The 20,786-nt window shown below is 51.6% G+C and carries 28 protein-coding genes and 1 pseudogene; 24 read left to right on the top strand and 5 right to left on the bottom strand.

Features of this window, described 5'->3' with window-relative positions; genetic code table 11:
• The first annotated feature begins 8 nt into the window (after positions 1-8).
• Together ACTH5D_RS03855 and ACTH5D_RS03850 are read left to right on the top strand one after the other, a co-directional pair.
• Positions 9-302, top strand: coding sequence for a hypothetical protein (locus ACTH5D_RS03855; RefSeq protein WP_096278968.1), 294 nt, complete (start codon positions 9-11; stop codon positions 300-302).
• Positions 303-478: 176 nt separating this feature from the next.
• Positions 479-781, top strand: coding sequence for a DUF6482 family protein (locus ACTH5D_RS03850; protein WP_441668553.1), 303 nt, complete (start codon positions 479-481; stop codon positions 779-781).
• Between the two features lie 18 nt (positions 782-799).
• On the opposite strand, the gene ACTH5D_RS03845 is transcribed toward ACTH5D_RS03850, so the two are convergent.
• A complete protein-coding gene (locus tag ACTH5D_RS03845; RefSeq protein ID WP_441668551.1) occupies positions 800-1,198 on the bottom strand; it encodes a thiol-disulfide oxidoreductase DCC family protein in 399 nt (132 codons plus the stop codon).
• A 194-nt stretch (positions 1,199-1,392) separates the two neighbouring features.
• Between ACTH5D_RS03845 and hemH the strand changes: the two genes are divergently transcribed.
• From hemH to rloA3, 13 genes are all read left to right on the top strand, one after another.
• Entirely contained in the window at positions 1,393-2,472 is a 1,080-nt protein-coding gene (gene hemH / locus ACTH5D_RS03840; protein ID WP_441668549.1) for a ferrochelatase, read from the top strand.
• 219 nt (positions 2,473-2,691) lie between these two features.
• On the top strand, positions 2,692-5,043 hold the full coding sequence (locus tag ACTH5D_RS03835) for a putative monovalent cation/H+ antiporter subunit A (protein WP_441668547.1): 2,352 nt from the start codon (positions 2,692-2,694) through the stop codon (positions 5,041-5,043).
• Positions 5,036-5,467, top strand: coding sequence for a Na+/H+ antiporter subunit B (locus ACTH5D_RS03830; RefSeq protein ID WP_096278978.1), 432 nt, complete (start codon positions 5,036-5,038; stop codon positions 5,465-5,467). Before ACTH5D_RS03835 ends, ACTH5D_RS03830 begins: the two co-directional genes overlap by 8 nt.
• An 18-nt stretch (positions 5,468-5,485) precedes the next feature.
• Positions 5,486-5,833, top strand: a complete 348-nt coding sequence (locus ACTH5D_RS03825; RefSeq protein WP_441668545.1) for a Na+/H+ antiporter subunit C — start codon at positions 5,486-5,488, stop codon at positions 5,831-5,833.
• The gene (locus ACTH5D_RS03820; protein WP_441668543.1) at positions 5,830-7,428 is read left to right on the top strand and encodes a Na+/H+ antiporter subunit D; all 1,599 of its coding nucleotides are present in this window, start codon (positions 5,830-5,832) and stop codon (positions 7,426-7,428) included. Before ACTH5D_RS03825 ends, ACTH5D_RS03820 begins: the two co-directional genes overlap by 4 nt.
• A complete protein-coding gene (locus ACTH5D_RS03815) occupies positions 7,425-7,898 on the top strand; it encodes a Na+/H+ antiporter subunit E (protein ID WP_441668541.1) in 474 nt (157 codons plus the stop codon). Before ACTH5D_RS03820 ends, ACTH5D_RS03815 begins: the two co-directional genes overlap by 4 nt.
• Entirely contained in the window at positions 7,898-8,167 is a 270-nt protein-coding gene (locus tag ACTH5D_RS03810; protein ID WP_441668539.1) for a monovalent cation/H+ antiporter complex subunit F, read from the top strand. Before ACTH5D_RS03815 ends, ACTH5D_RS03810 begins: the two co-directional genes overlap by 1 nt.
• Positions 8,160-8,564 carry a monovalent cation/H(+) antiporter subunit G gene (gene mnhG, locus ACTH5D_RS03805; protein ID WP_441668537.1) on the top strand — a complete coding sequence of 135 codons (405 nt, stop codon included), beginning with the start codon at positions 8,160-8,162 and terminating at the stop codon, positions 8,562-8,564. The genes ACTH5D_RS03810 and mnhG overlap by 8 nt, the downstream gene beginning before the upstream one ends.
• Positions 8,565-8,752: 188 nt before the next feature.
• Complete coding sequence (locus ACTH5D_RS03800) at positions 8,753-8,929, top strand: DUF2256 domain-containing protein (protein WP_441668555.1); 177 nt, start codon at positions 8,753-8,755, stop codon at positions 8,927-8,929.
• A complete protein-coding gene (locus ACTH5D_RS03795) occupies positions 8,913-9,302 on the top strand; it encodes a deoxyribodipyrimidine photo-lyase (RefSeq protein ID WP_441668535.1) in 390 nt (129 codons plus the stop codon). The genes ACTH5D_RS03800 and ACTH5D_RS03795 overlap by 17 nt, the downstream gene beginning before the upstream one ends.
• Positions 9,208-9,456 (top strand): FAD-binding domain-containing protein, encoded by a 249-nt coding sequence (locus tag ACTH5D_RS03790; protein WP_441668533.1) that lies wholly within the window; start codon positions 9,208-9,210, stop codon positions 9,454-9,456. The genes ACTH5D_RS03795 and ACTH5D_RS03790 overlap by 95 nt, the downstream gene beginning before the upstream one ends.
• A 92-nt stretch (positions 9,457-9,548) precedes the next feature.
• The gene (locus ACTH5D_RS03785) at positions 9,549-10,817 is read left to right on the top strand and encodes a lytic murein transglycosylase (protein ID WP_441668531.1); all 1,269 of its coding nucleotides are present in this window, start codon (positions 9,549-9,551) and stop codon (positions 10,815-10,817) included.
• 42 nt (positions 10,818-10,859) lie between these two features.
• On the top strand, positions 10,860-11,414 hold the full coding sequence (gene rloA3, locus ACTH5D_RS03780) for a retropepsin-like aspartic peptidase RloA3 (RefSeq protein WP_441668529.1): 555 nt from the start codon (positions 10,860-10,862) through the stop codon (positions 11,412-11,414).
• Between the two features lie 9 nt (positions 11,415-11,423).
• On the opposite strand, the gene ACTH5D_RS03775 is transcribed toward rloA3, so the two are convergent.
• Positions 11,424-12,137 (bottom strand): 16S rRNA (uracil(1498)-N(3))-methyltransferase, encoded by a 714-nt coding sequence (locus tag ACTH5D_RS03775; RefSeq protein WP_441668527.1) that lies wholly within the window; start codon positions 12,135-12,137, stop codon positions 11,424-11,426.
• Positions 12,138-12,288: 151 nt separating this feature from the next.
• On the opposite strand from ACTH5D_RS03775, the gene phaR reads away from it, so the two are divergent.
• From phaR to coq7, 6 genes are all read left to right on the top strand, one after another.
• Positions 12,289-12,822, top strand: a complete 534-nt coding sequence (gene phaR / locus ACTH5D_RS03770) for a polyhydroxyalkanoate synthesis repressor PhaR (protein WP_441668525.1) — start codon at positions 12,289-12,291, stop codon at positions 12,820-12,822.
• A gap of 66 nt (positions 12,823-12,888) precedes the next feature.
• The gene (gene purD, locus ACTH5D_RS03765) at positions 12,889-14,175 is read left to right on the top strand and encodes a phosphoribosylamine--glycine ligase (protein ID WP_441668523.1); all 1,287 of its coding nucleotides are present in this window, start codon (positions 12,889-12,891) and stop codon (positions 14,173-14,175) included.
• A 56-nt stretch (positions 14,176-14,231) separates the two neighbouring features.
• Entirely contained in the window at positions 14,232-14,672 is a 441-nt protein-coding gene (locus tag ACTH5D_RS03760) for an acyl-CoA thioesterase (RefSeq protein ID WP_441668521.1), read from the top strand.
• Positions 14,672-15,544, top strand: coding sequence for a phosphoribulokinase (locus ACTH5D_RS03755; protein ID WP_441668519.1), 873 nt, complete (start codon positions 14,672-14,674; stop codon positions 15,542-15,544). Before ACTH5D_RS03760 ends, ACTH5D_RS03755 begins: the two co-directional genes overlap by 1 nt.
• Positions 15,545-15,574: 30 nt before the next feature.
• Positions 15,575-15,916, top strand: a complete 342-nt coding sequence (locus ACTH5D_RS03750) for a histidine triad nucleotide-binding protein (protein WP_096279006.1) — start codon at positions 15,575-15,577, stop codon at positions 15,914-15,916.
• An 84-nt stretch (positions 15,917-16,000) separates the two neighbouring features.
• Complete coding sequence (coq7, locus tag ACTH5D_RS03745) at positions 16,001-16,642, top strand: 2-polyprenyl-3-methyl-6-methoxy-1,4-benzoquinone monooxygenase (RefSeq protein ID WP_441668517.1); 642 nt, start codon at positions 16,001-16,003, stop codon at positions 16,640-16,642.
• Positions 16,643-16,744: 102 nt separating this feature from the next.
• Here the strand turns inward: coq7 and ettA are convergent, their stop codons facing one another.
• The 3 genes and pseudogenes from ettA to ACTH5D_RS03730 form a co-directional block, all read right to left on the bottom strand.
• On the bottom strand, positions 16,745-18,406 hold the full coding sequence (ettA, locus tag ACTH5D_RS03740; protein ID WP_441668515.1) for an energy-dependent translational throttle protein EttA: 1,662 nt from the start codon (positions 18,404-18,406) through the stop codon (positions 16,745-16,747).
• Positions 18,407-18,589: 183 nt separating this feature from the next.
• Positions 18,590-18,802, bottom strand: coding sequence for a PA3496 family putative envelope integrity protein (locus ACTH5D_RS03735; RefSeq protein ID WP_096279012.1), 213 nt, complete (start codon positions 18,800-18,802; stop codon positions 18,590-18,592).
• A gap of 183 nt (positions 18,803-18,985) precedes the next feature.
• Positions 18,986-19,377: pseudogene (locus ACTH5D_RS03730) on the bottom strand (PAS domain-containing protein).
• Between the two features lie 18 nt (positions 19,378-19,395).
• On the opposite strand from ACTH5D_RS03730, the gene ACTH5D_RS03725 reads away from it, so the two are divergent.
• The 3 genes from ACTH5D_RS03725 to ACTH5D_RS03715 all read left to right on the top strand — a co-directional run bounded on the left by ACTH5D_RS03725 (position 19,396) and on the right by ACTH5D_RS03715 (position 20,785).
• Complete coding sequence (locus ACTH5D_RS03725; protein WP_096279016.1) at positions 19,396-19,665, top strand: SelT/SelW/SelH family protein; 270 nt, start codon at positions 19,396-19,398, stop codon at positions 19,663-19,665.
• On the top strand, positions 19,662-20,549 hold the full coding sequence (locus ACTH5D_RS03720) for a DMT family transporter (RefSeq protein WP_441668513.1): 888 nt from the start codon (positions 19,662-19,664) through the stop codon (positions 20,547-20,549). The genes ACTH5D_RS03725 and ACTH5D_RS03720 overlap by 4 nt, the downstream gene beginning before the upstream one ends.
• A 74-nt stretch (positions 20,550-20,623) precedes the next feature.
• The gene (locus tag ACTH5D_RS03715) at positions 20,624-20,785 is read left to right on the top strand and encodes a hypothetical protein (protein ID WP_441668511.1); all 162 of its coding nucleotides are present in this window, start codon (positions 20,624-20,626) and stop codon (positions 20,783-20,785) included.
• Position 20,786: the final 1 nt, after the last annotated feature.

The following is a 20,786-nucleotide window of genomic DNA, read 5'->3' as shown; positions in this document are numbered from 1 at the left end:
AGTAGCAAATGGCAGGTGGATTTCGGCGCGGTAATCGGCAGCGTCTTCCTAAGCTTGAAGGTCGCGGTGAGCTACAGTCGTTAGAGCGTGAAGGGCCTTTCAAAGAGTGGCTGGGTATGCCGGACCTTTATCGTTACCACCTGGTAGTGGAGGGCGAGAAATACAGCTATCAAACCGAAGACGGAGAGGTTCCCGTTACCGTGGGCGATAAAGTGGTTTTCCGCTATAAAGAAACGAAAGGCGGCAATTGGATTGACCGCAATTCATTGGGTAAAGCGATTGATCCATCTGAATATCAGTAATTAACCGCATTTGTTGATGCTTTGGTCAGGAACTCTCTTGCACTAACGTCGTCTTAGTTGTTGAATGTCATGAAGCTGAAGATTGTCATGACAATGTAATAATCAGGCAACTGAAATGTCATAGGGCACAGCTATGCTGTGCCCTATTTAGTATGTATCAATAATAGGAGTGAACCATGGAGTTGAAAGATCTTAAGCAGTTTGTCGCTAGTCACGATAACTTCGAAATACGCGTGATTACCCATTCGGGTAGTCGTTTTTATCAAATTGAGTTAGAGGATGTTGAAGGCGAGCGCCATATGTTGATGCAGGGTAATAAGCCGATGCTGTTCCGTTCGTTAGATGACGTTTATATGGAGCTTCAGCGCGCCGCGATTCATCGTGCTTATTTAGTCCAGCTCGTGCCCCACGATGAAGTGATTGGTCGCGATACGCACTACAGCGAGCCGCTTACTTCGCGTATGCCGCTCGTCTTTTAACGCGTTTAAGTTACCTTGCTAAGCTTTAGATTGACGTTTTTCCCACCACTGCCCGATTCGTATTCGGCGACGGGCAAAAAACCGGTAACCCGCGTTCATTAGGCCGCGTATCCCCGGCAAGCACGATATCCACACTAGCCGCCGATAGCCCAATACTGCATACAGGGCACGGTTGGCATCCATTTCGATATACCACTTTCCCTGACCATCGCGTAAATGCAGTTGCCCCATCATGGCGGTGAATTCGCATCCGTGCGTTTGCGCGTTAAAATGCTCATCCTGAATATCCACTAATACGATGTAGCCTATGCGGCGATGCTTGGCTAGCCAGGCAATTTCTTGGCGGCAAATAGGGCAGTGGCCGTCGTGAAATAGAGTAACCGGAGGGCGGACCTGTAGCGGCGTAAAACGGTTCATAATGATTCGCCTATCGGTAGCTATTTGCAAAATAGTTATACAAGAAGTAATTGTGGTATAAGTTTATACCGACAGTATGCCGATAAGTGATAGAATTTGCGCGAGTCACTTGGCAATTAAGCCGCCATATTTTGTGTTTTTTATTTTTTAATGACCTTTTTTCAATTGTTTAGGTATTTTCGGGAGTAAATGTAATGACCGAAAGCGTCGTCAAGGATCAGCCTGGGGTAGGGCGTTTAGCGCACGCGTCCAGTGATCACCCGCCGGTGCCGCGTGCCAAAGTGGGTGTTGTGCTCGCGAATCTAGGTACGCCGGATGCCACTGACTATTGGTCCGTGCGTCGTTACTTAAATGAGTTTCTCTCTGACCAGCGCGTGGTCGACTATGCCCGCTGGAAATGGCAGCCGCTGCTTCAACTGATTGTTTTGACCAAGCGCCCATTTTCGTCGGGCAAAGCGTATCGTAGCATCTGGAATAACGAAAAAAATGAAAGCCCGCTACTGACTATAACTCGCGCGCAGAACGTGAAAATGACGGCGCGCTTAAAGGCGCTTTATGGGGATGATGTTGAAGTTGATTTCTGTATGCGCTATGGAAATCCTTCAACCCAAAGTGTGCTGACGCGCTTAAAAGAGAAAGGCTGCGAAAAAATCGTATTTTTCCCGCTGTATCCTCAATATGGCTCACCAACGACAGCATCAGCCAATGATCAGGCATTTCGCACGCTGATGAAGATGAAGTGGCAGCCTTATATCCGCACGGTGCCCGCGTATTTTGATCATCCTGCCTACCTGCAGGCGCTGGCTAGCTCTGTGCAAGAGGCATATGCTGGGCTGCCGACACGGCCAACCAAGCTGGTGGCTAGCTATCACGGGGTTCCTGAGCGCTACCTGGTACAAGGGGATCCTTATCACTGCCAGTGTCAGAAAACAACGCGGCTGCTGCGCGAGGCGCTCGGCTTCAGTAAAGAAGAAGTGGATACCGCCTTTCAATCGAAGTTTGGCCCCGAGAAGTGGCTGGGGCCGGCTACCGTTACGCACGTGGCTGAGTTGGCTCAACAGGGGCACAAGCATATCGCGATTATCTCACCCGCTTTCTCATCAGACTGTATTGAGACGCTGGAAGAGATAGAAGAAGAGATTCGCAATAGCTTTATGGCAGCAGGTGGTGAAACGTTTAGCTACATACCGTGCTTGAATGATCGCGACGATCATATAGAGGCACTGCTCGCCGTGATTAATAACGAATTGGCTGGATGGTTGCCCGCCCGCTGATTTTTTCTAAAGCGCAATAATAGCCGTAGCGAGGTTTACTTCGCTGCGGCTGTTTGCATTTAAGCGTTTGACTGGTCAGGCAAAACTGTCTGTTATAAGCTGTCTCACTTTGAGATCACTATTATTCAACGCTGGCGTTCCAGTCCAAAGGCAGGGTACCAATAGCCCTCGCGCCCGATCTAACGGTGGGGCGTTTCGTTATTTAGGAGATAATGCTAGATGCAACTTGCCGTATTAATGGGTTTTTTGCTAGCTGCATCGTCACCGTTGCTGCATCGATGGTTTGGTCAGCGCGCAAGCCTTGTGCTGGCGGTATTTCCAGCAGGACTGGCGGCGTGGTTAGCCCTTCAGGCCCCCTATGTGATTGACAATGGCAGCTTGCTACTCGAGTGGCAGTGGGTGCCATCACTAGATATTAGCCTTACGTTTTTGTTAGATGGCTTGTCGCTACTCTTCGGGCTATTGATTACCGTCATTGGTGCTTTCGTTCTAATTTATGCCGGCGGCTATTTGAAAGATCATCCTGATCTCGCGCGGTTTCATATCGCGTTGATCGCCTTTATGGTTTCCATGCTAGGGCTGGTATTGGCCGACGGCTTATTAACGCTGTTCATCTTTTGGGAGTTAACCAGTATTACCTCGTATTTGCTGATTGGTTTTAATCATGCCGATATTGAGGCTCGTAAGTCAGCGCGCCAGGGCTTATTTGTGACCGTCGCCGGCGGCTTGGCGTTAATGGCCGGCCTGATACTGCTGGGCATTGCTAGCGACAGCTGGTCGCTGTCAGAGATTCTCGGTGGCGATACAGATTTACGTGAGCATGCGCTTTATGCCCCTATGCTGATCTGCCTGCTGCTGGGCGCGTTCACTAAGTCAGCTCAGTTTCCGTTTCATTTTTGGCTACCCAATGCGATGGCTGCGCCAACGCCGGTTTCGGCTTACTTGCACTCAGCCACCATGGTGAAGGCGGGTATTTATCTGCTAGCGCGGTTATATCCAGAGCTGGGTGGCACGGCGTTATGGGTGGGGATTCTTTCCGTGGTCGGCGCGACCACGATGTTGACCGGTTCGTTCTTAGCTATTCAGCATACGAATATTAAAAAGTTATTAGCCTACTCAACGATTATGGCGCTGGGCACACTGACAATGCTGCTGGGTATTGGCGGTGACTATGCGATGACTGCTTTCGTTACGTTCCTTTTGGCGCACTCTTTGTATAAAGGGGCGTTATTTATGGTTGCCGGTATTCTGGATCACGAAACCGGCACCAAGGATGTCACGCACATGGGAGGTCTACGTTCAGTGATGCCTGTGACGGCGACGATTGCGCTGATTGCAGCGCTTTCGTTAGCTGGGGTACCGCCGTTAATTGGCTTTATAGGCAAGGAACTGAAGTTTGAGTCGGTACTCGGCGCCGACAGCTTCAACATGCTGCTGGTGATATTTGCCTTTATCGCCGCGATATTAACGATCGCAGTAGCCTTTATTATTGCGTTACGGCCTTTTTACGGCAAGCGCCATCAAACGCCGCTAGATCCTCATGAAGCGCCGCTCAGCATGCTAGCGGGGCCCACGCTTTTAGCCGCGGGGTCACTGTTACTTGGTTTATGGCCTGCGGCGTTGGGCGCCGATGCGCTGCTGAGTGCTGCCGCGAGCTCCATTTCTGGGCAAACTAGTGAAGTTTCGCTGTCGCTTTGGTATGGCGTAAACGTGGCATTGATAATGTCGATTATTAGCGTTGGTTTAGGCTTTTTGTTGTTTAAACGCTGGGACAGCGTACGCGCCAGGCTTTCTATACTGGCGCCGGTCATGCGCCATGGCCCTGAGGCCGGCTATGAAAGTGCGATGAACGGCATCGTACATTTCTCCGAATGGCAGACACGCATGCTGCAAAACGGCTATATGCGTAATTACATTCTGATTATGCTGATTACACTGATCGCTTTGATTAGTAACTCTATCTTGCTGCGACATTCGCCTGAGCTTGCCTTTGATCTAGACGTGCGCTTTCACGAAGCCGTGGTTGCGGGCTGTATGGTAATGGGGGCGTTGTTCGCGACCATTTCTCGATCTCGGCTTGGGGCGGTGGTGTCGGTAGGCGTGATGGGCTTCTCTATCGCGTTAATCTTTATTCTCTTTAGTGCGCCTGATCTTGCCATTACCCAGCTGCTGGTGGAAACCTTAACGGTGATTTTGCTGGTATTGGTATTGTTCCGGCTGCCGCGCTTTTCGAGTCTTTCTACCAGCCTTGAGCGTATCCGTGATGGTGCTGTCGCCGCCATGATGGGCATTTTGATCTGCCTGCTGATTATGACCTCATGGAGTATTCAGCAGTTTGAACCGATCTCGACATACATGATTGAGAACAGCGCTCCCTTGGCCTTCGGGCGCAATATCGTCAATGTCATCTTGGTCGATTACCGAGCGCTAGATACGCTAGGTGAGATGTTTGTATTGGCGCTTGCAGCCGTTGGCGTTATTGCCATGCTGAAGCTGCGTCATGATGAAGGTAATGAGAATAAACTGAGTGAAAGCAGCAAAGTAGCGGCTAAGGAGCCTAACGATGGTTAAGTCAGGCACCATTATTCTCAACACGGCAGCGCGGTTTTTAATGCCACTGCAGCTGATGTTCTCCGTTTTCTTATTACTCAGAGGACACGATGAGCCGGGCGGTGGTTTTATCGCAGGCCTTGTAGCAGCTGGGGCATTTACGCTTTATCTATTTGCTTTTGGCGTTAGCGCGACCAAGCAAGTGCTGCGTATGGTGGATCCCAGAGACCTCATTGGCATTGGTCTATTGCTGGGAATGATTTCCGTTGTGCCTGCCTGGTTTATGGGGCAACCGTTTCTAACCGCCCAGTGGTGGACTATTCCAATCATCGACTTTAAAGCCTCCACGCCGCTGATTTTTGATATCGGTGTGTATTTTGCGGTGCTGGGTTCGGTCACCGGTATGGTGATGACGCTAATGGAGGTCGACAAGGATGAACCTTGAGTTAACAGGAGGTCCAGCATGGAACCACTAATGGCGGTAGCCATAGGGCTGCTTTACGCGACGGCTATTTTCATGATGCTGCGTCGCTCTATCGTTAAGCTGGTGATTGGTTTAATGCTGCTTTCTAACGCGGCTAATTTGCTGATATTTACAACGGCGGGATTGACACGAGGCGCGCCGCCACTGATTCCTGAAGGCATGATGCAGCCGGTAGGCGGCGTTGCAGACCCCCTGCCTCAAGCGGTAGTGCTGACGGCTATCGTGATTGCCTTTGGCGTGCTTGCCTTTGCTGTGGTGTTGATTCGACGTGCCTATGAAGTTGTTAAGGCTGATGACCTCGATAAGATGAAGGATACCGATACGTGAGGCCTGAAGTTGCTCTTCCCGTCCTCTTGCCGCTGCTGTCAGGGGCAATCTCTTTGTTGTTCTGGCGTTCCCGCCCCATGCAGCGCTTTTTGGCAGTGGCCGGTAATGCTGCGCTGCTGATTGTTAGCCTGTGGTTGTTCATATCCACGCTCTCAGACGGCTATGTCACCATGCAAATGGGCAACTGGCCTGCGCCGTTTGGTATCACGCTCATTGCCGATATGCTGAGTGCCGTCATGGTACTGATGACCGCCGTCATTGGTTTGGCTATGGGGATCTATTCGCTGGCCACGACCGGCCGGGGTCATGAGAAATTTGGCTACTACCCTTTAATGCATCTGCTCTTAGCCGGCGTTATGGGGGCATTTTTAACCGGCGATATCTTTAACCTTTATGTGTGGTTTGAGGTGATGCTGGTGGCATCGTTTGCACTGCTGATTTTAGGCGGGGAGCGTGCGCAGATGGAGGGGGCGATTAAATATGTCACCTTGAATCTGCTGGCGTCGGTCATTTTCCTGACCGCCGTTGGGCTGCTTTATGGCATGGTGGGGACGCTCAACATGGCCGACATTGCGCTGCGTATGGGGGAGGCTGAGCACACGGGCATGGTCGAAGTGTTGGCCGTTATGTTTATGGTGGCCTTCGGCATTAAGGCAGCCGCCTTTCCATTGTTCTTTTGGCTACCTGCTTCTTATCACACGCCGCCTGTCGCCGTTTCAGCTCTGTTTGCCGGTCTGCTCACCAAGGTCGGCGTTTATGCACTGTTCCGTGTATTTACGCTAATGTTTGACCAGGCTATGGGCTATTTACAAGACATTATGCTTTGGGGAGCGGTCTTTACGATGGTAACTGGGGTGTTGGGTGCGGCGGCCCAATATGAGTTCAGGCGTATTCTATCGTTTCATATTGTCAGCCAGATTGGCTATATGATCTTAGGGTTAGCGCTTTATACGCCCTTGGCGATAGCCGGTGGCGTGTTTGCCATCGTGCATAACATGGTGGTGAAAACGAACCTCTTCTTGATTAGCGGGATTACCCACCGTTTGCAGGGCACGTATCAACTCAAAAAAATGGGCGGCCTGTATCGGGAGCGCCCCTGGCTAGCCGTCGCCTTCTTTATTTCGGCTTTCTCTCTAGCGGGGATCCCGCCGCTGTCTGGTTTCTTTGCTAAATTTGTCATCGTGCGCGCAGGCCTCGAAGCTGAAGCCTATGTCGTCACCGGTATTGCTTTGGCTGTAGGCTTAATGACGCTCTACTCCATGGTGAAAATTTGGAATGAGGTGTTCTGGAAGTCGCTGCCGGAAGATAATCATGTGCCTGAAACCGTTACTCCGACCGGGGATGATGGTCGATTGTTAAAACCAAGCCTGTGGATGATGTATTTACCGGTGATGGTGCTGGCGATGTCTTCTCTGTTGATCGGGGTATTTGCTGAGCCGATTATGTGGGTGATGACGAGCATTGGTGGTCAGTTGCTTGAACCATCGGGGTATATCGAAGCCGTTCTGGGCGCTTCGGTCAGTGTAGAAGACACGTTGCTGAATTCACCAGCAGCGGACGCTGAAGAAGCGGCAACGGGAGTGGATGCGCCATGACAGGAGCGATTTGGAACTTACTATTAGGTCTGGCATGGGTATTGTTGAGCGGTGACTTTACTGGTTTGAATCTTCTTATCGGCTTGATATTTGGCTATATCACGCTTGTTTTGATTGAGCCTCAGCTTGATTCATTGAAAGGTTACCCGGCGCGGGTGCCGCGGTTTGTCGGCTTTATCGGTTTTTTCCTGAAAGAACTGATTCAAGCCAACCTGCGCGTGGCTTTCGATATTTTGACGCCGCCTTGGCATATGAAACCTGGCGTTATTGCGCTGCCACTTTCGGCTCGCACGGAAATGGAAATCACCATGGTGGCTAACTTGATTTCGCTGACACCCGGCACACTTAGCTTGGATGTGTCTGATGATCGTAAGGTGCTGTATATCCATGCAATGTTTTTAGACGATGAAGAAGAACTGCGGCGTAATTTAAAAGAGATGGAGCACCGGGCCCTGGAGCTATTTCGCTGATGGATACCGTTATTTTAATTAGCCAAGTGATTATGAGCATCGCGCTCATAATCACCTTTGTGCGTGTTGTACGCGGCCCGAGCTTACCCGATCGCGTTGTAGCGTTAGAGCTTTTTTCGACCACCTTGGTGGGGTTGGTAGGGGTTTATGCGATCAAAACAGAGGTTGCTAGTTTCCTCGACGCCGCGATTGTGGTCGCACTCATGGGCTTTTTGGCGGCTATTGGCTTTGCGCGCTTTTTAGAACGAGGAGGCCCGCGCGATGATTGATTTTATAAAAGGCACGCTGATGCTTGGCGGTGCGCTGTTTATGCTGCTTGCCTCTGTTGGGCTGCTGCGTTTACCCGACCTGCTGACACGTATGCATGCGACCACCAAAGCCGCCGCACTAGGCGTGATTTTAATAATGCTGGCGGCGGCAATGCACTTTGCTGAAGTGGGAATCGTCGCACGCTCTTTTGCCATCATATTATTTATTTTAATGACAGCACCCGTGGCCGCCCATGTGATTGGACGTGCTGGCTACTTCGTAGGCTCCAAGCTTTGGAGTGGCACAATAAAAGATGAGTTACGACCTAACTATGATCCTTTGACTCACGAATTAAAAAGTGGCCTGGAGACCCAAGAAAATGCCAAGCGCCAGCCACGAGACACTGATCCAGACTAGATCGGTAGTTAACAATTTTTGTCTTGCCGCTGAGCCACCTACGGGTGGCTTTTTTATGCATGATGCTTCGCTGCTCTGGATTTTATCATCTCTTGCCGATAACAATTAATGTACAACAGTTGTGCCGTGTAGGGTCATGTATTCATGATTAATCATGTAGCTATTAAAAAGTGCGCGCACCTGTGAGCATGCAACGCAAACAACACTTGCCTCAAAAAACGTGTGCCCTATGCCAGCGCTCCTTTGCCTGGCGAAAGAAGTGGGCACGCTGTTGGGATGAGATGCGCTATCGCAGCGAGCGGTGCCGACGTACTGCAAAACAGCAAAGCGCTTCTGGGAGGCAAGGGTATGAACCCCACCGTTGACATTGTCTGGCTGCAAGACGACCTGCGTGTAGCCGACAATCCTCTGTTGCACTTTAGTACTCCCCCCAGTCATTTGCTGTGCCTTTATGTGTTGGATCAGCGGTGGTGTGCTCCGCTAATAAATGGCGATGCAGCACCGCGCATAGGCCCGGCGCGTTTACGCTTTCTATGGCAATGCTTAATGGCGTTGCGCGGCGAGCTTTTAAAGCGCGGCAGTGATTTGCGCGTCCGCATCGGTAATCCAAGCGATGTGGTGATTGAGCTGGCCTGGTCGCTTAGTGCGCGCCAGGCAAAATGTCGCCAGCTTCTTGGTCAACGATCTGCAGGTAGACTGGCGTTTAGGTGCTTTATGGTTCGAGCATTGCTTGATTGATTATGACGTTGCCAGCAATTGGGGAAACTGGCGCTATATTGCCGGCGTGGGAAGAGGCGCGCGTCATCGTTACTTTGATGTGCAACAGCAGGTCAATCATTATGACCCGCGTGGGCGTTATGTTGCCCACTGGATAACATCGCTTGAAAGATAATTGCGCTCTCTAATCAGTCTCAGCGTCTAGTATCTACTACTTTTCTAGGCCATCATTCTAGGCATGCCAAGGACTGCCTAAGGATATAAACGATGTCTATTAATTTGCCTGAAGGGCGGCGTTACCGCCCCTTACTGTGTGCCTCGCTAGCGATAGCGTTGAGCACCCCCTTCATTGGAGGCGCAGCACGCGCAAATCAGCAACTGATGACTGAAGTCGATGCGCGTGCTGCTACACAGGTTAACTACGCTAATTTTCAGCAATGGCTAGATGAGTTTCGTCGCTATGCCGCCGGTGAAGGTATTAGCGAAGCGACATTGAGCGAAGCCTTCGATGGTATACGCCACCTTGATCGCGTCATTGAGCTCGATGGCTATCAACCCGAATTTGTCAGACCTATTTGGGAATATCTGGATACCGCAGTTTCATCGACGCGTGTTAATACCGGGCGAGAAAAGTTAGCGGCCCACCGCGATACCGCGCTGGAAATGCAGCAGCGCTTTGGCGTACCCGCCGAAATTATTGTCGCTATCTGGGGCATCGAGAGTAACTACGGCAGCAATTTTGGTGATTTCTCAACGTTAGAGTCCCTTGCTACGCTTGCTTTCGATGGCCGCCGCCGTGATTTTGCTAGAGGTGAGTTGCTCGCTGCGCTGCGTATCATTGACGAGGGTGATATAGCCGCAGATCAAATGAAGGGGTCATGGGCCGGCGCGATGGGTCATACCCAATTTATTCCCAGCAGCTTTGAAGCTTATGCCGTCGATGGCGATGGTGATGGTCGGCGTGATATCTGGGGAAGTATTCCCGATGTAATGGCATCGACGGCAAATTACTTAGCGCGAGCTGGTTGGCAAACGGGTCAGCCTTGGGGTGTAGAAATACGGCTACCAGAAGGGTTTGATTATACTCAGACCGACCGACGCAGTAGTGCCGAGTGGCGTAATCAGGGCGTTCGAGCGCAGCAGGGCGAGCTGCCAAATTTCGATAGCGCGTCTGTCGTGGTACCTGCCGGTGCTCAAGGCCCCGCTTTTCTGGTGGGGGCTAATTTCCGCGCCATTTTACGTTATAACAATGCCACCAGTTACGCCCTCGCCGTGGCCACATTGGGCGATGCTATTGCCGGGCGAGAGGGCATCCAGAATGAATGGCCGCGAGAGGAAACGCCTCTGACTCGCGATGATGTGAAAGAACTCCAGCGCGAGTTAAACCGCACCGGCTACTCAGCGGGAAGCGCTGACGGTGTCATGGGGCCCAATACGCGGCAAGGATTACGGAACTTCCAGCGTGATCAAGGGTTAATACCAGACGGCTTTGCAACTCAGACCCTATTAGAGCAATTGCGAAACCGTGCTGAGTAGGCAACGTTTTATTGACAGTTTGAACTTACCAAGGATGATGCTATGCGAGTGCTAGGAAAAACGTTAATAGGCAGCACTATTATTGGTGCATTGCTATCTACTTCCACCGCGATGGCAGACGACGATCAGGTATTTGGATGGGTAGAAAATGCGACGCTTCAGCCATGGGATATTACGGTTAAGGCAAAGCTCGACAGCGGGGCATTAACATCGTCGCTCGATGCTCGTGACATTGAGATGTTCGAGCAAGATAATGAAGAGTGGGTGCGTTTTCGTCTCAAGCTTGAAAATCAGGATAGTGGCGAAGTATTCAGTGATGAAATTGAGCGCCCGCTGTATCGTGAGCAAACCGTGCGCGGCGCGGGTGGTAGCGATGACCGCCCCGTTATTCTGATGGAAGTGTGCATGGGCGATACCATCTACGAAGAGCAGTTCAGTCTGCGTGATCGCGAAGAGATGATTTATCCAATGTTACTTGGCCGCAGCACGATCAGCCACCTTGGCTTGCTCGATGTGCGTAATAGCTTCCTGCAAGAGCCTGGCTGCGATGAGAACTCCCAGGTCGTGCCGCACGACCCGGAAGATGATCAGTCTTAACGTAAACGCTTAAAATAGCCGTGACAGCAGTGCCGTCACGGCTGTTTCTACTCGTAAAATTCGCGGCCCAAGGTGCATTCCCTCACAGCCTGCTGCAAGCAGTTGCTCTACTTCCCAAGCGATAAAACCGCCTTCTGGGCCAACCAATAAGAGCGTTGGGTGCTTAACATCTCTTGGGCAAGCGTGTGGCATGCCAGGATGCGCTAACAGTCCGCGGTATTGTTTGAGTAGGCTGGGAAGCCGCTCTTCCAAGAAAGGCCTAAACCCCTTACTCAGCGTAACGTTGGGGAGCTGGGTGTCGCGGGCTTGCTCTAAACCTAATATTAGGTGCTGGTGAATTTTTTCCGCGCGTAACTCGGGGGACTGCCAGTAGCTTTTTTCTACCCGCTTGGTATGCAGCAGGGTGATCTCTTTCACGCCTAGCGCGGTCACGTGCTCCAGAGTGCGTGCTAGCATACGTGGCCTTGGCAGTGCTAATGCCAAATGTACCGGTAGTGGCGCTGGCGGTGGCTCGTCCATCGTTTCCAGCGTGAAGTAAGCACGTTCAGCGGTGAGTTCAGTAAGCCGCGCTTTGCCCATCGCCCCCCCTTGTATTCCGACGGTAAGCAGGTCTCCAGGCGTGGAGCGATGAACGTTATGCAGATGGCCCAGTCTGCGCGGGTCGCTGATGCAGGCGCGGTTATCGCCGGTAAGATCATCGAGGCTGAGTAAAATCAAGTTCATAATGAGAGTCTATTGGTCACAGAATAGGCGTGTTGCGTCTATCTAATCGATCAAAGCCGCTTGCATGGGCGCGTGGTGCAGGCACAATACCAGCAACGGGAAAAAGCCCCTATCGCTTTTAAAGTCCCTATCGCTTTTAAGGAGATGCGCCGTGCGCGTGATTCGCAAGTATGCTAACCGCAGGCTGTATGATACACAGCAAAGCCGCTACGTAACGTTAGAAGACCTGCGTCGCTTAATCATCGACGAAGCGCCTTTTCGCGTTGAAGATGCCAAAAGCGGTGAAGACCTGACCCGCACTATTTTGCTATCAATCATCATTGAGCAAGAGCAGGCAAACGGTGAGTCTCAGGTGTTCTCCAACGATTTGTTAGCGCAGCTGATCCGCGTTTATGACATGACATCACCACTGCCGCTGTCGCGTTATCTTGAGCAGGGTACGCAGCTGATGCTGGAACAGCAAAAGCGCCTACAAAGCCAATGGAAGCAAGCCATGCGTAACACGCCACTGGACTTCATGCGCGAGTTAGGCGAAGAGAATATGCGCTTTTGGCAAAAGACGCTGCATCAATCTGCGCAAAGCGATGAAGCTGACGCTGACGATCATCAAGCGCCAGAGAGCAGCGTTAAGCCTGATGACGATGCCGGAAGCAATAATAAAAAGAAACAGGACAAAACCACCTGACCCCACTTGGGGCCGCGCTGTGGCATAATGCCGCCAATAACGCTCTCCCGTTTGAGAAGGATGAACATGAAGGTTTTGATGATTGGCGGCGGTGGTCGTGAGCACGCTTTAGCTTGGAAATTGGCTCAGTCGAGCCGCGTTGAACAAGTCTTCGTTGCACCGGGCAATGCTGGTACGGCGACGGAAGTGAAGGTCACCAACGTCGCGATTGCAGCAACGGATATCGATAGCCTGGTAGCATTTGCCCGTGATGAGCAGATTGGCTTGACAGTGGTTGGCCCGGAAGCGCCGCTGGTAGGAGGTGTCGTTGATCGTTTTCAAGCGGCCGGGTTGACGATTTTTGGCCCTAATCAAGCCGCTGCTCAGCTTGAGGGGTCGAAGTCCTTCACCAAAGACTTCTTAGCACGCCATGATATTCCGTCAGCAGACTACCAAACATTTACTGAGGTTGAGCTTGCACTTGCCTATCTGAGTAAAATGGGTGCACCCATTGTCATCAAAGCGGATGGCCTTGCAGCTGGCAAAGGCGTTATTGTCGCAATGAGCGAAACAGAAGCAGCCGACGCCATTCGTGACATGCTGGAAGCTAATGCGTTTGGTGATGCTGGCGCACGCGTGGTCATTGAAGAGTTTTTAGAAGGCGAAGAGGCCAGCTTTATTGTCATGGTGGATGGGGAGAACGTTGTTACCATGGCGACTAGCCAAGACCATAAGCGCGCTTATGACGGCGACACCGGCCCTAATACTGGCGGCATGGGGGCATACTCTCCGGCCCCCGTGGTTACTGACGAGATTGACGCGCGTATTATGGAGCAGGTTATTTGGCCTACCGTGCGCGGCATGGCTGCAGAGGGAAATGCCTACACCGGATTTTTGTACGCAGGCTTGATGATTGACGCCGCAGGCAATCCCAAAGTGATTGAATATAACTGTCGTTTTGGTGATCCTGAAACCCAGCCGATTATGATGCGGCTAGTGTCTGATTTCGCTGAGCTCTGCTTAGCCGGCGCACAGGGAGCATTAGCAGGACATCGCTGTGAATGGGATCCGCGTGCGGCGGTCGGCGTGGTGATTGCGGCGGGTGGTTATCCTGGTGACTATCGGAAGGGTGATGTGATTCATGGCCTGGCCGCGGCGGAGCAAGACGGCTGTAAAGTATTTCATGCTGGCACCGCGCAGAATACTCAAGGCGAAATTACTACTCATGGCGGGCGCGTGCTGTGTGTAACGGCGTTGGGTACGACGGTTTCAAAGGCACAGCAGTTAGCGTATCAAGGCGTTAAATCGATTCACTGGGACGGTGCTGAATACCGTCGTGATATCGCCTTTAGAGCAATCTCTCGCGAGGCCTAAAAAACATTTGCGCCTATACAGCGTCATTCCTATCCAACACCGTCGAGGATGCAGGCATGGAGCGTGTCAAGCTGGACTTTCCCGCTGAAACGGTTATTCACTGCCACCCCTTGACGGTGCGTGTAACCGATATGAATTACGGCCGCCACTTAGGGCATGACGCGATAGTGTCGCTGCTTCACGAGGCTCGTGTGCAGGCTTTTGCGGCACTTAATTTGCCTGAGTGGGACATATGCGGGTACCCCAGCTTGGTGGCTGATTTGGCGATACAGTATCTCAGTGAAGCGCGCTGGCCTGATGCGTTAATCATTGAAACCGCCGTGCCGGCGCCTCAAGGCAAAGCGTTGACGATTTATCAGCGCATTCGCCAGAGTGAATCCCAGAAGATCGTAGCAACGGCGCGCGTAAACCAGCTGCTGATTGATTTAAACACAGGAGCCCCTGTGGATGTGCCCGCTGAAGTGAAACATGCACTTTCTCTTGCGAGGAGTGGCTAATGTCACGAGAGTACCCGGTAATTGCCGTGACCGGCTCCTCTGGGGCTGGCACAACGACCGTAAGGCGCAGCTTCGAGCGTATGTTTTTGCGTGAAGATGTGCATGCAGCAATCGTCGATGGCGATGCTTTTCATCGCTACACGCGCGACGATTTGCACCGTATTTTCCGTGAAGAGCCTGAGCGTAAGAACGAGCTCTCCCATTTTGCCGTTGAGGCTAACTTGCTGGATAGGCTAGAAGGGCTGTTCGGTGAGTACGGCGAGCATGGCTCCGGTACTTTTCGGCACTATATTCACGCCGAAGATAAGCAGAAAATTGAAGCCGGCTGCCGTGTAGGCACCTTTACCGAGTGGCAATCGCTGCCTTGTGGTACTGACCTGCTTTTCTATGAAGGTTTGCACGGCGGGCTGGTAACTGAAGACTTTGATATTGCGCGTCATGTTGATCTTTTAGTCGGCGTTGCGCCGACCATGAACCTTGAATGGATCCAAAAGATTGATCGTGACACAAAGCTGCGCGGTTATTCACAAGAGGCGGTGATCGATACGATTTTAGGCAGAATGGATGACTATGTGCGCTACATTCAGCCGCAATTCTCGCGCACCCACATTAACTTTCAGCGCGTGCCTACGGTTGATACCTCTAACCCCTTTGAGGTCCAGGACATTCCTACTGACGCTGAGTCGTTAGTGGTCATCCGCTTTAGGGACCCATCCACCGTTGACTTTCCCTGGCTGCTGGCCATGATTAAAGACTCCTTTATGACTCGCCCCCACACGCTAGTAGTGCCCGGGGCATTGATGTCATTGGCGATGGAGTTAATCCTCGCTCCTTTAGTTCGCCATTTGCTGGCACAGCGACGTTTTCGCTAATCCTTGCTGATAAAAGTAATGGAGTAATCTATGGAATGCCTCTTTTGTAAAATCATCAATCGTGAAATCCCGGCCGATATTGTTTACGAAGATGAGCATGTTCTGGCTTTTAACGACATTGGCCCTCAGGCACCCACCCATCAGCTAATTATCCCTAAAAAGCATATCTCGACGCTGAATGATATTGAAGAAGCCGATCTAGCAACCGTTGGCCGCCTTCAGCTCACCGCCGCTAAGCTCGCCCGTGAGCAGGGTTTTGATGAAGATGGGTACCGTGTGGTGATGAACTGCAACGAAATGGGTGGGCAGACGGTCTATCATATTCACATGCATCTAATGGGCGGGCGGATCTTCACTTGGCCCCCCGGTTAGTAATGACGTGTGAGCAAGATAAGTACGATTTGGTAATTAAGTACGCTTTAGTCTTTAAGCTTAGCAAGGCAACGGAGTGTTCCTATGGATCGTCAACAGAGTGGAGCCGACAGACTGATTCACCAGTTTGATACCGTTTTGCGTACTCTTGCCCCTCATGCGACATCTCCGCAGCGTGTCAGCCCCGCCAAGGATGTCACCGGAGAAAGACTGGACGATCACGAGCGCCGTCATGTCGCTGGCTTAATGCGAATTCATCACACCGGTGAGGTGTGTTTGCAAGGACTGTATCAAGGGCAGGGGATCACTGCACAGCTGCCCCATGCACGCAAGCAAATGGAGCAGTCGACGCTCGAGAAAATCGATCATCTCGCTTGGTGTGACGAGCGCCTTGAGCAGTTACACAGCCGAGCCAGCTATTTAAATCCGCTTTTTTATATCACCGGGTTTGGAGTAGGTGCGGCGACGGGTGCGGTAAGTGACCGCGTGAGCCTGGGCTTTTTGGCCGCGGCTGAAGAGCAGGCAGGTAAGTCTCTTGACCTACATCAGCAATCGTTGCCCGAAAGTGATGCCTGTTCGCGCGCTATACTGCGCCAAATGGCGATTGATGCAGCGCATCAATCGCATATCGCTTTAGAGGCAGGAGGGTTACGCTTTCCAGGGCCAATTAGGTGGCTAATGCATTTGGGCGCTAAAATGGTGACTAAGGGTGTCCATCACTCTTAAAATGCAGGGTTGCAAAGCTCCTGATGCCTACAGGTGACATTCTTTGGAAATAAAAAGGCTCCGCAAAGCGGAGCCTTTTTAGTGACAACATATTCTTTTTAATTAAGCATCGATACGCTTATATTTCATGCGTTTCGGTGTGTCATTGCCCACACGCTTTCTATGGTCTGCTTCATATTCTGCATAGTTGCCTTCGAATAAGACGACCTCAGAATCACCCTCAAATGCCATCACGTGGGTGGCGATACGATCAAGGAACCAACGATCGTGTGAAATCACCATGGCACAGCCTGGGAATGCTAACAGTGCTTCTTCCAATGCCCGCAGCGTTTCGATATCCAGGTCGTTAGAGGGCTCATCAAGCAGCAAAACGTTTGCCCCTTGTTGCAACGTTTGTGCGAGCTGCAGGCGGCCACGTTCACCGCCAGACAGTTCTGCTAAGCGCTTCTGCTGGTCGTTGCCTTTAAAGTTAAAACGACCAACGTACGCGCGTGATGACACTTCATAGCCGTTGATGTTGAGGATGTCCTGGCCACCAGAAACGGCTTCCCACACGGTCTGTTTGTCATCAAGTGCATCGCGTAGCTGCTCAACGTAAGCAATATCGACCGTCTCGCCAATCACTACGTCACCTACATCAGGCTGTTCTTTACCCGTTATCAGTTTAAATAAGGTCGACTTGCCCGCACCGTTACCACCGACAATACCTACAATCGCACCATGAGGAATGGTGAAGGAGAGGTCTTGATAAAGTAACTTGTCCTCAAAGCGCTTGGCGACATTGCGAAACTCAATAACGTTATCGCCCAGGCGCGGCCCCGGCGGAATATAAATTTCGTTAGTTTCATTACGCTTTTGGAAGTCGCCGGACTGCATTTCTTCGAAGCGGTTAAGGCGTGCTTTGCTTTTAGCTTGGCGGCCTTTGGCGTTGCTGCGCACCCATTCAAGCTCTTGCTTAATGGCTTTCTGGCGCGAAGCCTCTTGCTTAGCTTCTTGGCCCAGGCGCTCATCTTTCTGCTCTAACCACTGCGAGTAGTTACCCTCGAACGGGATACCTTGCCCACGATCAAGTTCGAGTATCCAGCCTGCAACATTATCCAGGAAGTAGCGGTCGTGAGTAATCGCGACCACGGTGCCGTTATAGTCATGCAGGAAGCGTTCAAGCCAAGCCACGGATTCAGCGTCAAGGTGGTTGGTGGGCTCGTCGAGCAGCAGCATGTCGGGACTGGAAAGCAGTAGGCGGCATAGCGCTACGCGGCGACGTTCACCGCCCGATAGATTACCTACCTTGGCATCCCAAGGGGGCAGACGAAGGGCTTCAGCGGCAACTTCAAGCTTACGTTCTAAGTTGTGCGCATCGGCCGCTTCAATAATATTCTCAAGACGTGCCTGTTCGCTAGCGAGCGCATCAAAGTCTGCGTCTGGCTCTGCGTAGGCAGAGTAAACCGCATCGAGCTTTTCCTGCGCCTCTTTGATGGCACCGAGCGCTTCCTCAACGGTGTCACGAACGTTTTTCTCGTCATCTAACTGCGGCTCCTGAGGGAGGTAGCCAACATTGATGCCGGGCATCGGACGAGCTTCACCTTCAAACTCTTTATCGACACCGGCCATAATACGCAGCAGTGTGGATTTACCCGAACCGTTGAGGCCCAGCACGCCAATTTTGGCACCTGGGAAAAACGATAACGAAATATTCTTAAGAATTTGCTTTTTGGGCGGCACTACTTTGCCAACCCTATTCATGGTGAAAACGTATTGCGCCATGGAGATCCGTTAGGTTGATGAAAGAAAAAGCAATAGCCGCATGCGGCTAGCTATGCACTGATGATAGAGGTCTGCGCCGGGAAAGGCTAGGCTGTGAGAAGTGTACTGCTAGCTAAGCCTACCCATCGAGCGAGAAGGCTAAGCTGGTTGATGGCAGTGCTGGCAAACGGGAGAAGCAAATGGCTACTCTTCTTCATCCCAGTCATCTTCAATGACGCGCTGCAATCGGCGTTCTTCTAACCAAGCTTCAACTTGGCGTCGAGAGCGCAAACTGTCGGCCTTACTTGGTTTGCTTTTGCTGTAATGGTCATCATTAACAGCATCTAAGCTTTCGAACTCATCTGAGTCGACGCTATCGGTAGTAAAGGTTTCACGACTTAAGGGGTCACGGCTCATGATATGCCCTCCAACCCAGCCGGCGTACCGGCATCACAACGGCTTCACAGGTAAACTCGGTTAGTCTACAAAGTGAAGCGCCTAGCGCAGTTCAAGCGCCTTGCCGCTATATAACGCCAGTTGGGCTGAAGTTCAAGCCTTGCTGGCTTTTTTGCGTGAAAAAGTTAATTTTTATCAGGCTTCTTACTGCTTTTGTAATTCTGCCAGGGCAAGCTGTGCCTCGATACGTTCCGTGACATCCTTCTGTACACCAATGTAATACATCAGCTTATCCGCTTCGTCGTAGACGGGGGTAATGGAAAGTTCATTCCAAAACATGGTGCCGTCTTTTCGATAGTTGCGTAGCACTTCACGAGACGGCCGGCCTGCTTTTAGCGCTTTTCTAATGGCGGCAAGCGCATCTTGATCGCGGTCTTCGTTTTGTAAAAAACGACAGTCGCGATATAAAATTTCGTCTGCGCTGTAGCCCGTCAAACGCTCAAAGCCTTATTGACGTAGATGAGGATGTTTTCATCCCCTTCCTGTTTCAAGCTAACTCGACATGACAGAATGGCGCTTAAAGAGACCCTATTAATCTGACGGGAAGATTAGAAATGTCACGTGTTCAAATTCGCTATTGCACGCAGTGCCAATGGCTGCTGCGCAGTGCTTGGTATGCACAGGAACTGCTTTCGACCTTCGGGGAAGGTTTAGATGAAGTGGCGCTGATGCCATCTCATGGCGGCACTTTTGAGATTTGGTATGAAGATGTGCTGCTATGGGAGCGCAAACGCGACGGTGGTTTTCCGGATATCAAGCGCCTCAAACAAAGTGTGCGTGACCAGCTAGAGCCTGGGCGTGATTTAGGACATATCGACCGATGAATCAGGATCGCCAAGCCATCCTGTATGGGCTAGGAGCCGTTGCGCTGTGGTCGACCGTAGCGACGGCGTTCAAAGTGGCTCTTGCTTGGATGAGCCCATTAGAATTGATGTGGCTCGCAGTGTTAGTGTCCTGGGCATTAATGGGGGCGCTGGTTATAAAGCAGGGCAATCTTGCTACGGCGCTGCGCACCGGTTGGAAGACTGCCGCGTGGGCGGGGTTAATGAACCCCGTCGCTTACTATTTGGTGCTCTTTGCGGCTTATGACCGACTTCCCGGGCAGGAGGCGATGGCGCTAAACTACACTTGGGCGTTGGCGATGGCATTCTTAGCCGTGCCCTTGCTGGGGCAACGCTTAACGCGCATGGATATCGTCGCTGGCCTGATTGCGTATGCCGGGGTGTGGGTGATTGCGACGCGTGGCGCGGTGCTCAATGTCTCTTTTGCTGATCCGCTAGGGGTTGTTCTGGCACTCGCTTCAACATTGCTGTGGGCGCTTTATTGGCTGCTTAATGCGCGCGACTCGCGCTCGGCATTAGTGGGCCAATGGCAAAATTTCACGGTGGGTTTACCGGTGCTAACCATCCTGTTATTGCTGGGCCCTGGCTTTCAGTGGCACGGCTGGGGAGCATTAGGAGCAGGCGTTTACGTCGGGCTGTTTGAAATGGGCATAGCATTCATTTTATGGCAGATGGCCGTTCACAAGGTATCGCGCACTGCAAAGGTTTCTAACCTTATTTTTCTCTCACCTCCGGTATCGCTGATGCTGCTCTTTTTAGTGGTTGGAGAACCTATTTTGCCATCAACCTTGGTGGGGCTGGTGTTAATACTTTTGGGGTTAGGGATGCAGACCCTGCAGAAGCAGGCTAATGAGGGGGTAGTCTAGGTAGCGCGCAATAGCATCCAGCTCTTCTTGCGTGAGCCGGGATAAATCTGTCCCTTTCGGTATGGGTTGATGTAGTGAGTGACGAGCGTGCGGAATACTCAATTTCACGCGGCGTGGGTGCGATTAGGGCCTATGCGAGCGGCGAAAAACTACCCAGCGCGACGCCCCAAGCAGAAGATGGTTATTTTTCAGCGACGCTTTTGCTTTTGGCGCATATGGCTGAGGACATGCGTTAGG

The sequence above is a fragment of the Halomonas sp. genome (assembly GCF_052095695.1).
Classification (GTDB): domain Bacteria; phylum Pseudomonadota; class Gammaproteobacteria; order Pseudomonadales; family Halomonadaceae; genus Vreelandella.
The sequence above is the reverse complement of the archived record's forward strand: the minus strand, read 5'-3'. Positions and strand labels throughout refer to the sequence as shown.

What these genes read in the sequence shown, in the direction of transcription:
- ACTH5D_RS03835 (WP_441668547.1), top strand. Translation starts at nt 2,692, where the DNA reads ATGCAACTTGCCGTATTAATGGGTTTTTTGCTAGCTGCATCGTCACCG.
- ACTH5D_RS03720 (WP_441668513.1), top strand. Translation starts at nt 19,662, where the DNA reads ATGAATCAGGATCGCCAAGCCATCCTGTATGGGCTAGGAGCCGTTGCG.
- ACTH5D_RS03800 (WP_441668555.1), top strand. Translation starts at nt 8,753, where the DNA reads ATGCAACGCAAACAACACTTGCCTCAAAAAACGTGTGCCCTATGCCAG.
- ACTH5D_RS03755 (WP_441668519.1), top strand. Translation starts at nt 14,672, where the DNA reads ATGTCACGAGAGTACCCGGTAATTGCCGTGACCGGCTCCTCTGGGGCT.
- ACTH5D_RS03760 (WP_441668521.1), top strand. Translation starts at nt 14,232, where the DNA reads ATGGAGCGTGTCAAGCTGGACTTTCCCGCTGAAACGGTTATTCACTGC.
- ACTH5D_RS03855 (WP_096278968.1), top strand. Translation starts at nt 9, where the DNA reads ATGGCAGGTGGATTTCGGCGCGGTAATCGGCAGCGTCTTCCTAAGCTT.
- ACTH5D_RS03785 (WP_441668531.1), top strand. Translation starts at nt 9,549, where the DNA reads ATGTCTATTAATTTGCCTGAAGGGCGGCGTTACCGCCCCTTACTGTGT.
- ACTH5D_RS03750 (WP_096279006.1), top strand. Translation starts at nt 15,575, where the DNA reads ATGGAATGCCTCTTTTGTAAAATCATCAATCGTGAAATCCCGGCCGAT.
- mnhG (WP_441668537.1), top strand. Translation starts at nt 8,160, where the DNA reads ATGATTGATTTTATAAAAGGCACGCTGATGCTTGGCGGTGCGCTGTTT.
- purD (WP_441668523.1), top strand. Translation starts at nt 12,889, where the DNA reads ATGAAGGTTTTGATGATTGGCGGCGGTGGTCGTGAGCACGCTTTAGCT.
- ACTH5D_RS03825 (WP_441668545.1), top strand. Translation starts at nt 5,486, where the DNA reads ATGGAACCACTAATGGCGGTAGCCATAGGGCTGCTTTACGCGACGGCT.
- ACTH5D_RS03845 (WP_441668551.1), bottom strand. Translation starts at nt 1,198, where the DNA reads ATGAACCGTTTTACGCCGCTACAGGTCCGCCCTCCGGTTACTCTATTT.
- ACTH5D_RS03735 (WP_096279012.1), bottom strand. Translation starts at nt 18,802, where the DNA reads ATGAGCCGTGACCCCTTAAGTCGTGAAACCTTTACTACCGATAGCGTC.
- ACTH5D_RS03850 (WP_441668553.1), top strand. Translation starts at nt 479, where the DNA reads ATGGAGTTGAAAGATCTTAAGCAGTTTGTCGCTAGTCACGATAACTTC.
- ACTH5D_RS03775 (WP_441668527.1), bottom strand. Translation starts at nt 12,137, where the DNA reads ATGAACTTGATTTTACTCAGCCTCGATGATCTTACCGGCGATAACCGC.
- ettA (WP_441668515.1), bottom strand. Translation starts at nt 18,406, where the DNA reads ATGGCGCAATACGTTTTCACCATGAATAGGGTTGGCAAAGTAGTGCCG.
- ACTH5D_RS03795 (WP_441668535.1), top strand. Translation starts at nt 8,913, where the DNA reads ATGAACCCCACCGTTGACATTGTCTGGCTGCAAGACGACCTGCGTGTA.
- ACTH5D_RS03815 (WP_441668541.1), top strand. Translation starts at nt 7,425, where the DNA reads ATGACAGGAGCGATTTGGAACTTACTATTAGGTCTGGCATGGGTATTG.
- coq7 (WP_441668517.1), top strand. Translation starts at nt 16,001, where the DNA reads ATGGATCGTCAACAGAGTGGAGCCGACAGACTGATTCACCAGTTTGAT.
- ACTH5D_RS03725 (WP_096279016.1), top strand. Translation starts at nt 19,396, where the DNA reads ATGTCACGTGTTCAAATTCGCTATTGCACGCAGTGCCAATGGCTGCTG.
- ACTH5D_RS03830 (WP_096278978.1), top strand. Translation starts at nt 5,036, where the DNA reads ATGGTTAAGTCAGGCACCATTATTCTCAACACGGCAGCGCGGTTTTTA.
- rloA3 (WP_441668529.1), top strand. Translation starts at nt 10,860, where the DNA reads ATGCGAGTGCTAGGAAAAACGTTAATAGGCAGCACTATTATTGGTGCA.
- ACTH5D_RS03810 (WP_441668539.1), top strand. Translation starts at nt 7,898, where the DNA reads ATGGATACCGTTATTTTAATTAGCCAAGTGATTATGAGCATCGCGCTC.
- hemH (WP_441668549.1), top strand. Translation starts at nt 1,393, where the DNA reads ATGACCGAAAGCGTCGTCAAGGATCAGCCTGGGGTAGGGCGTTTAGCG.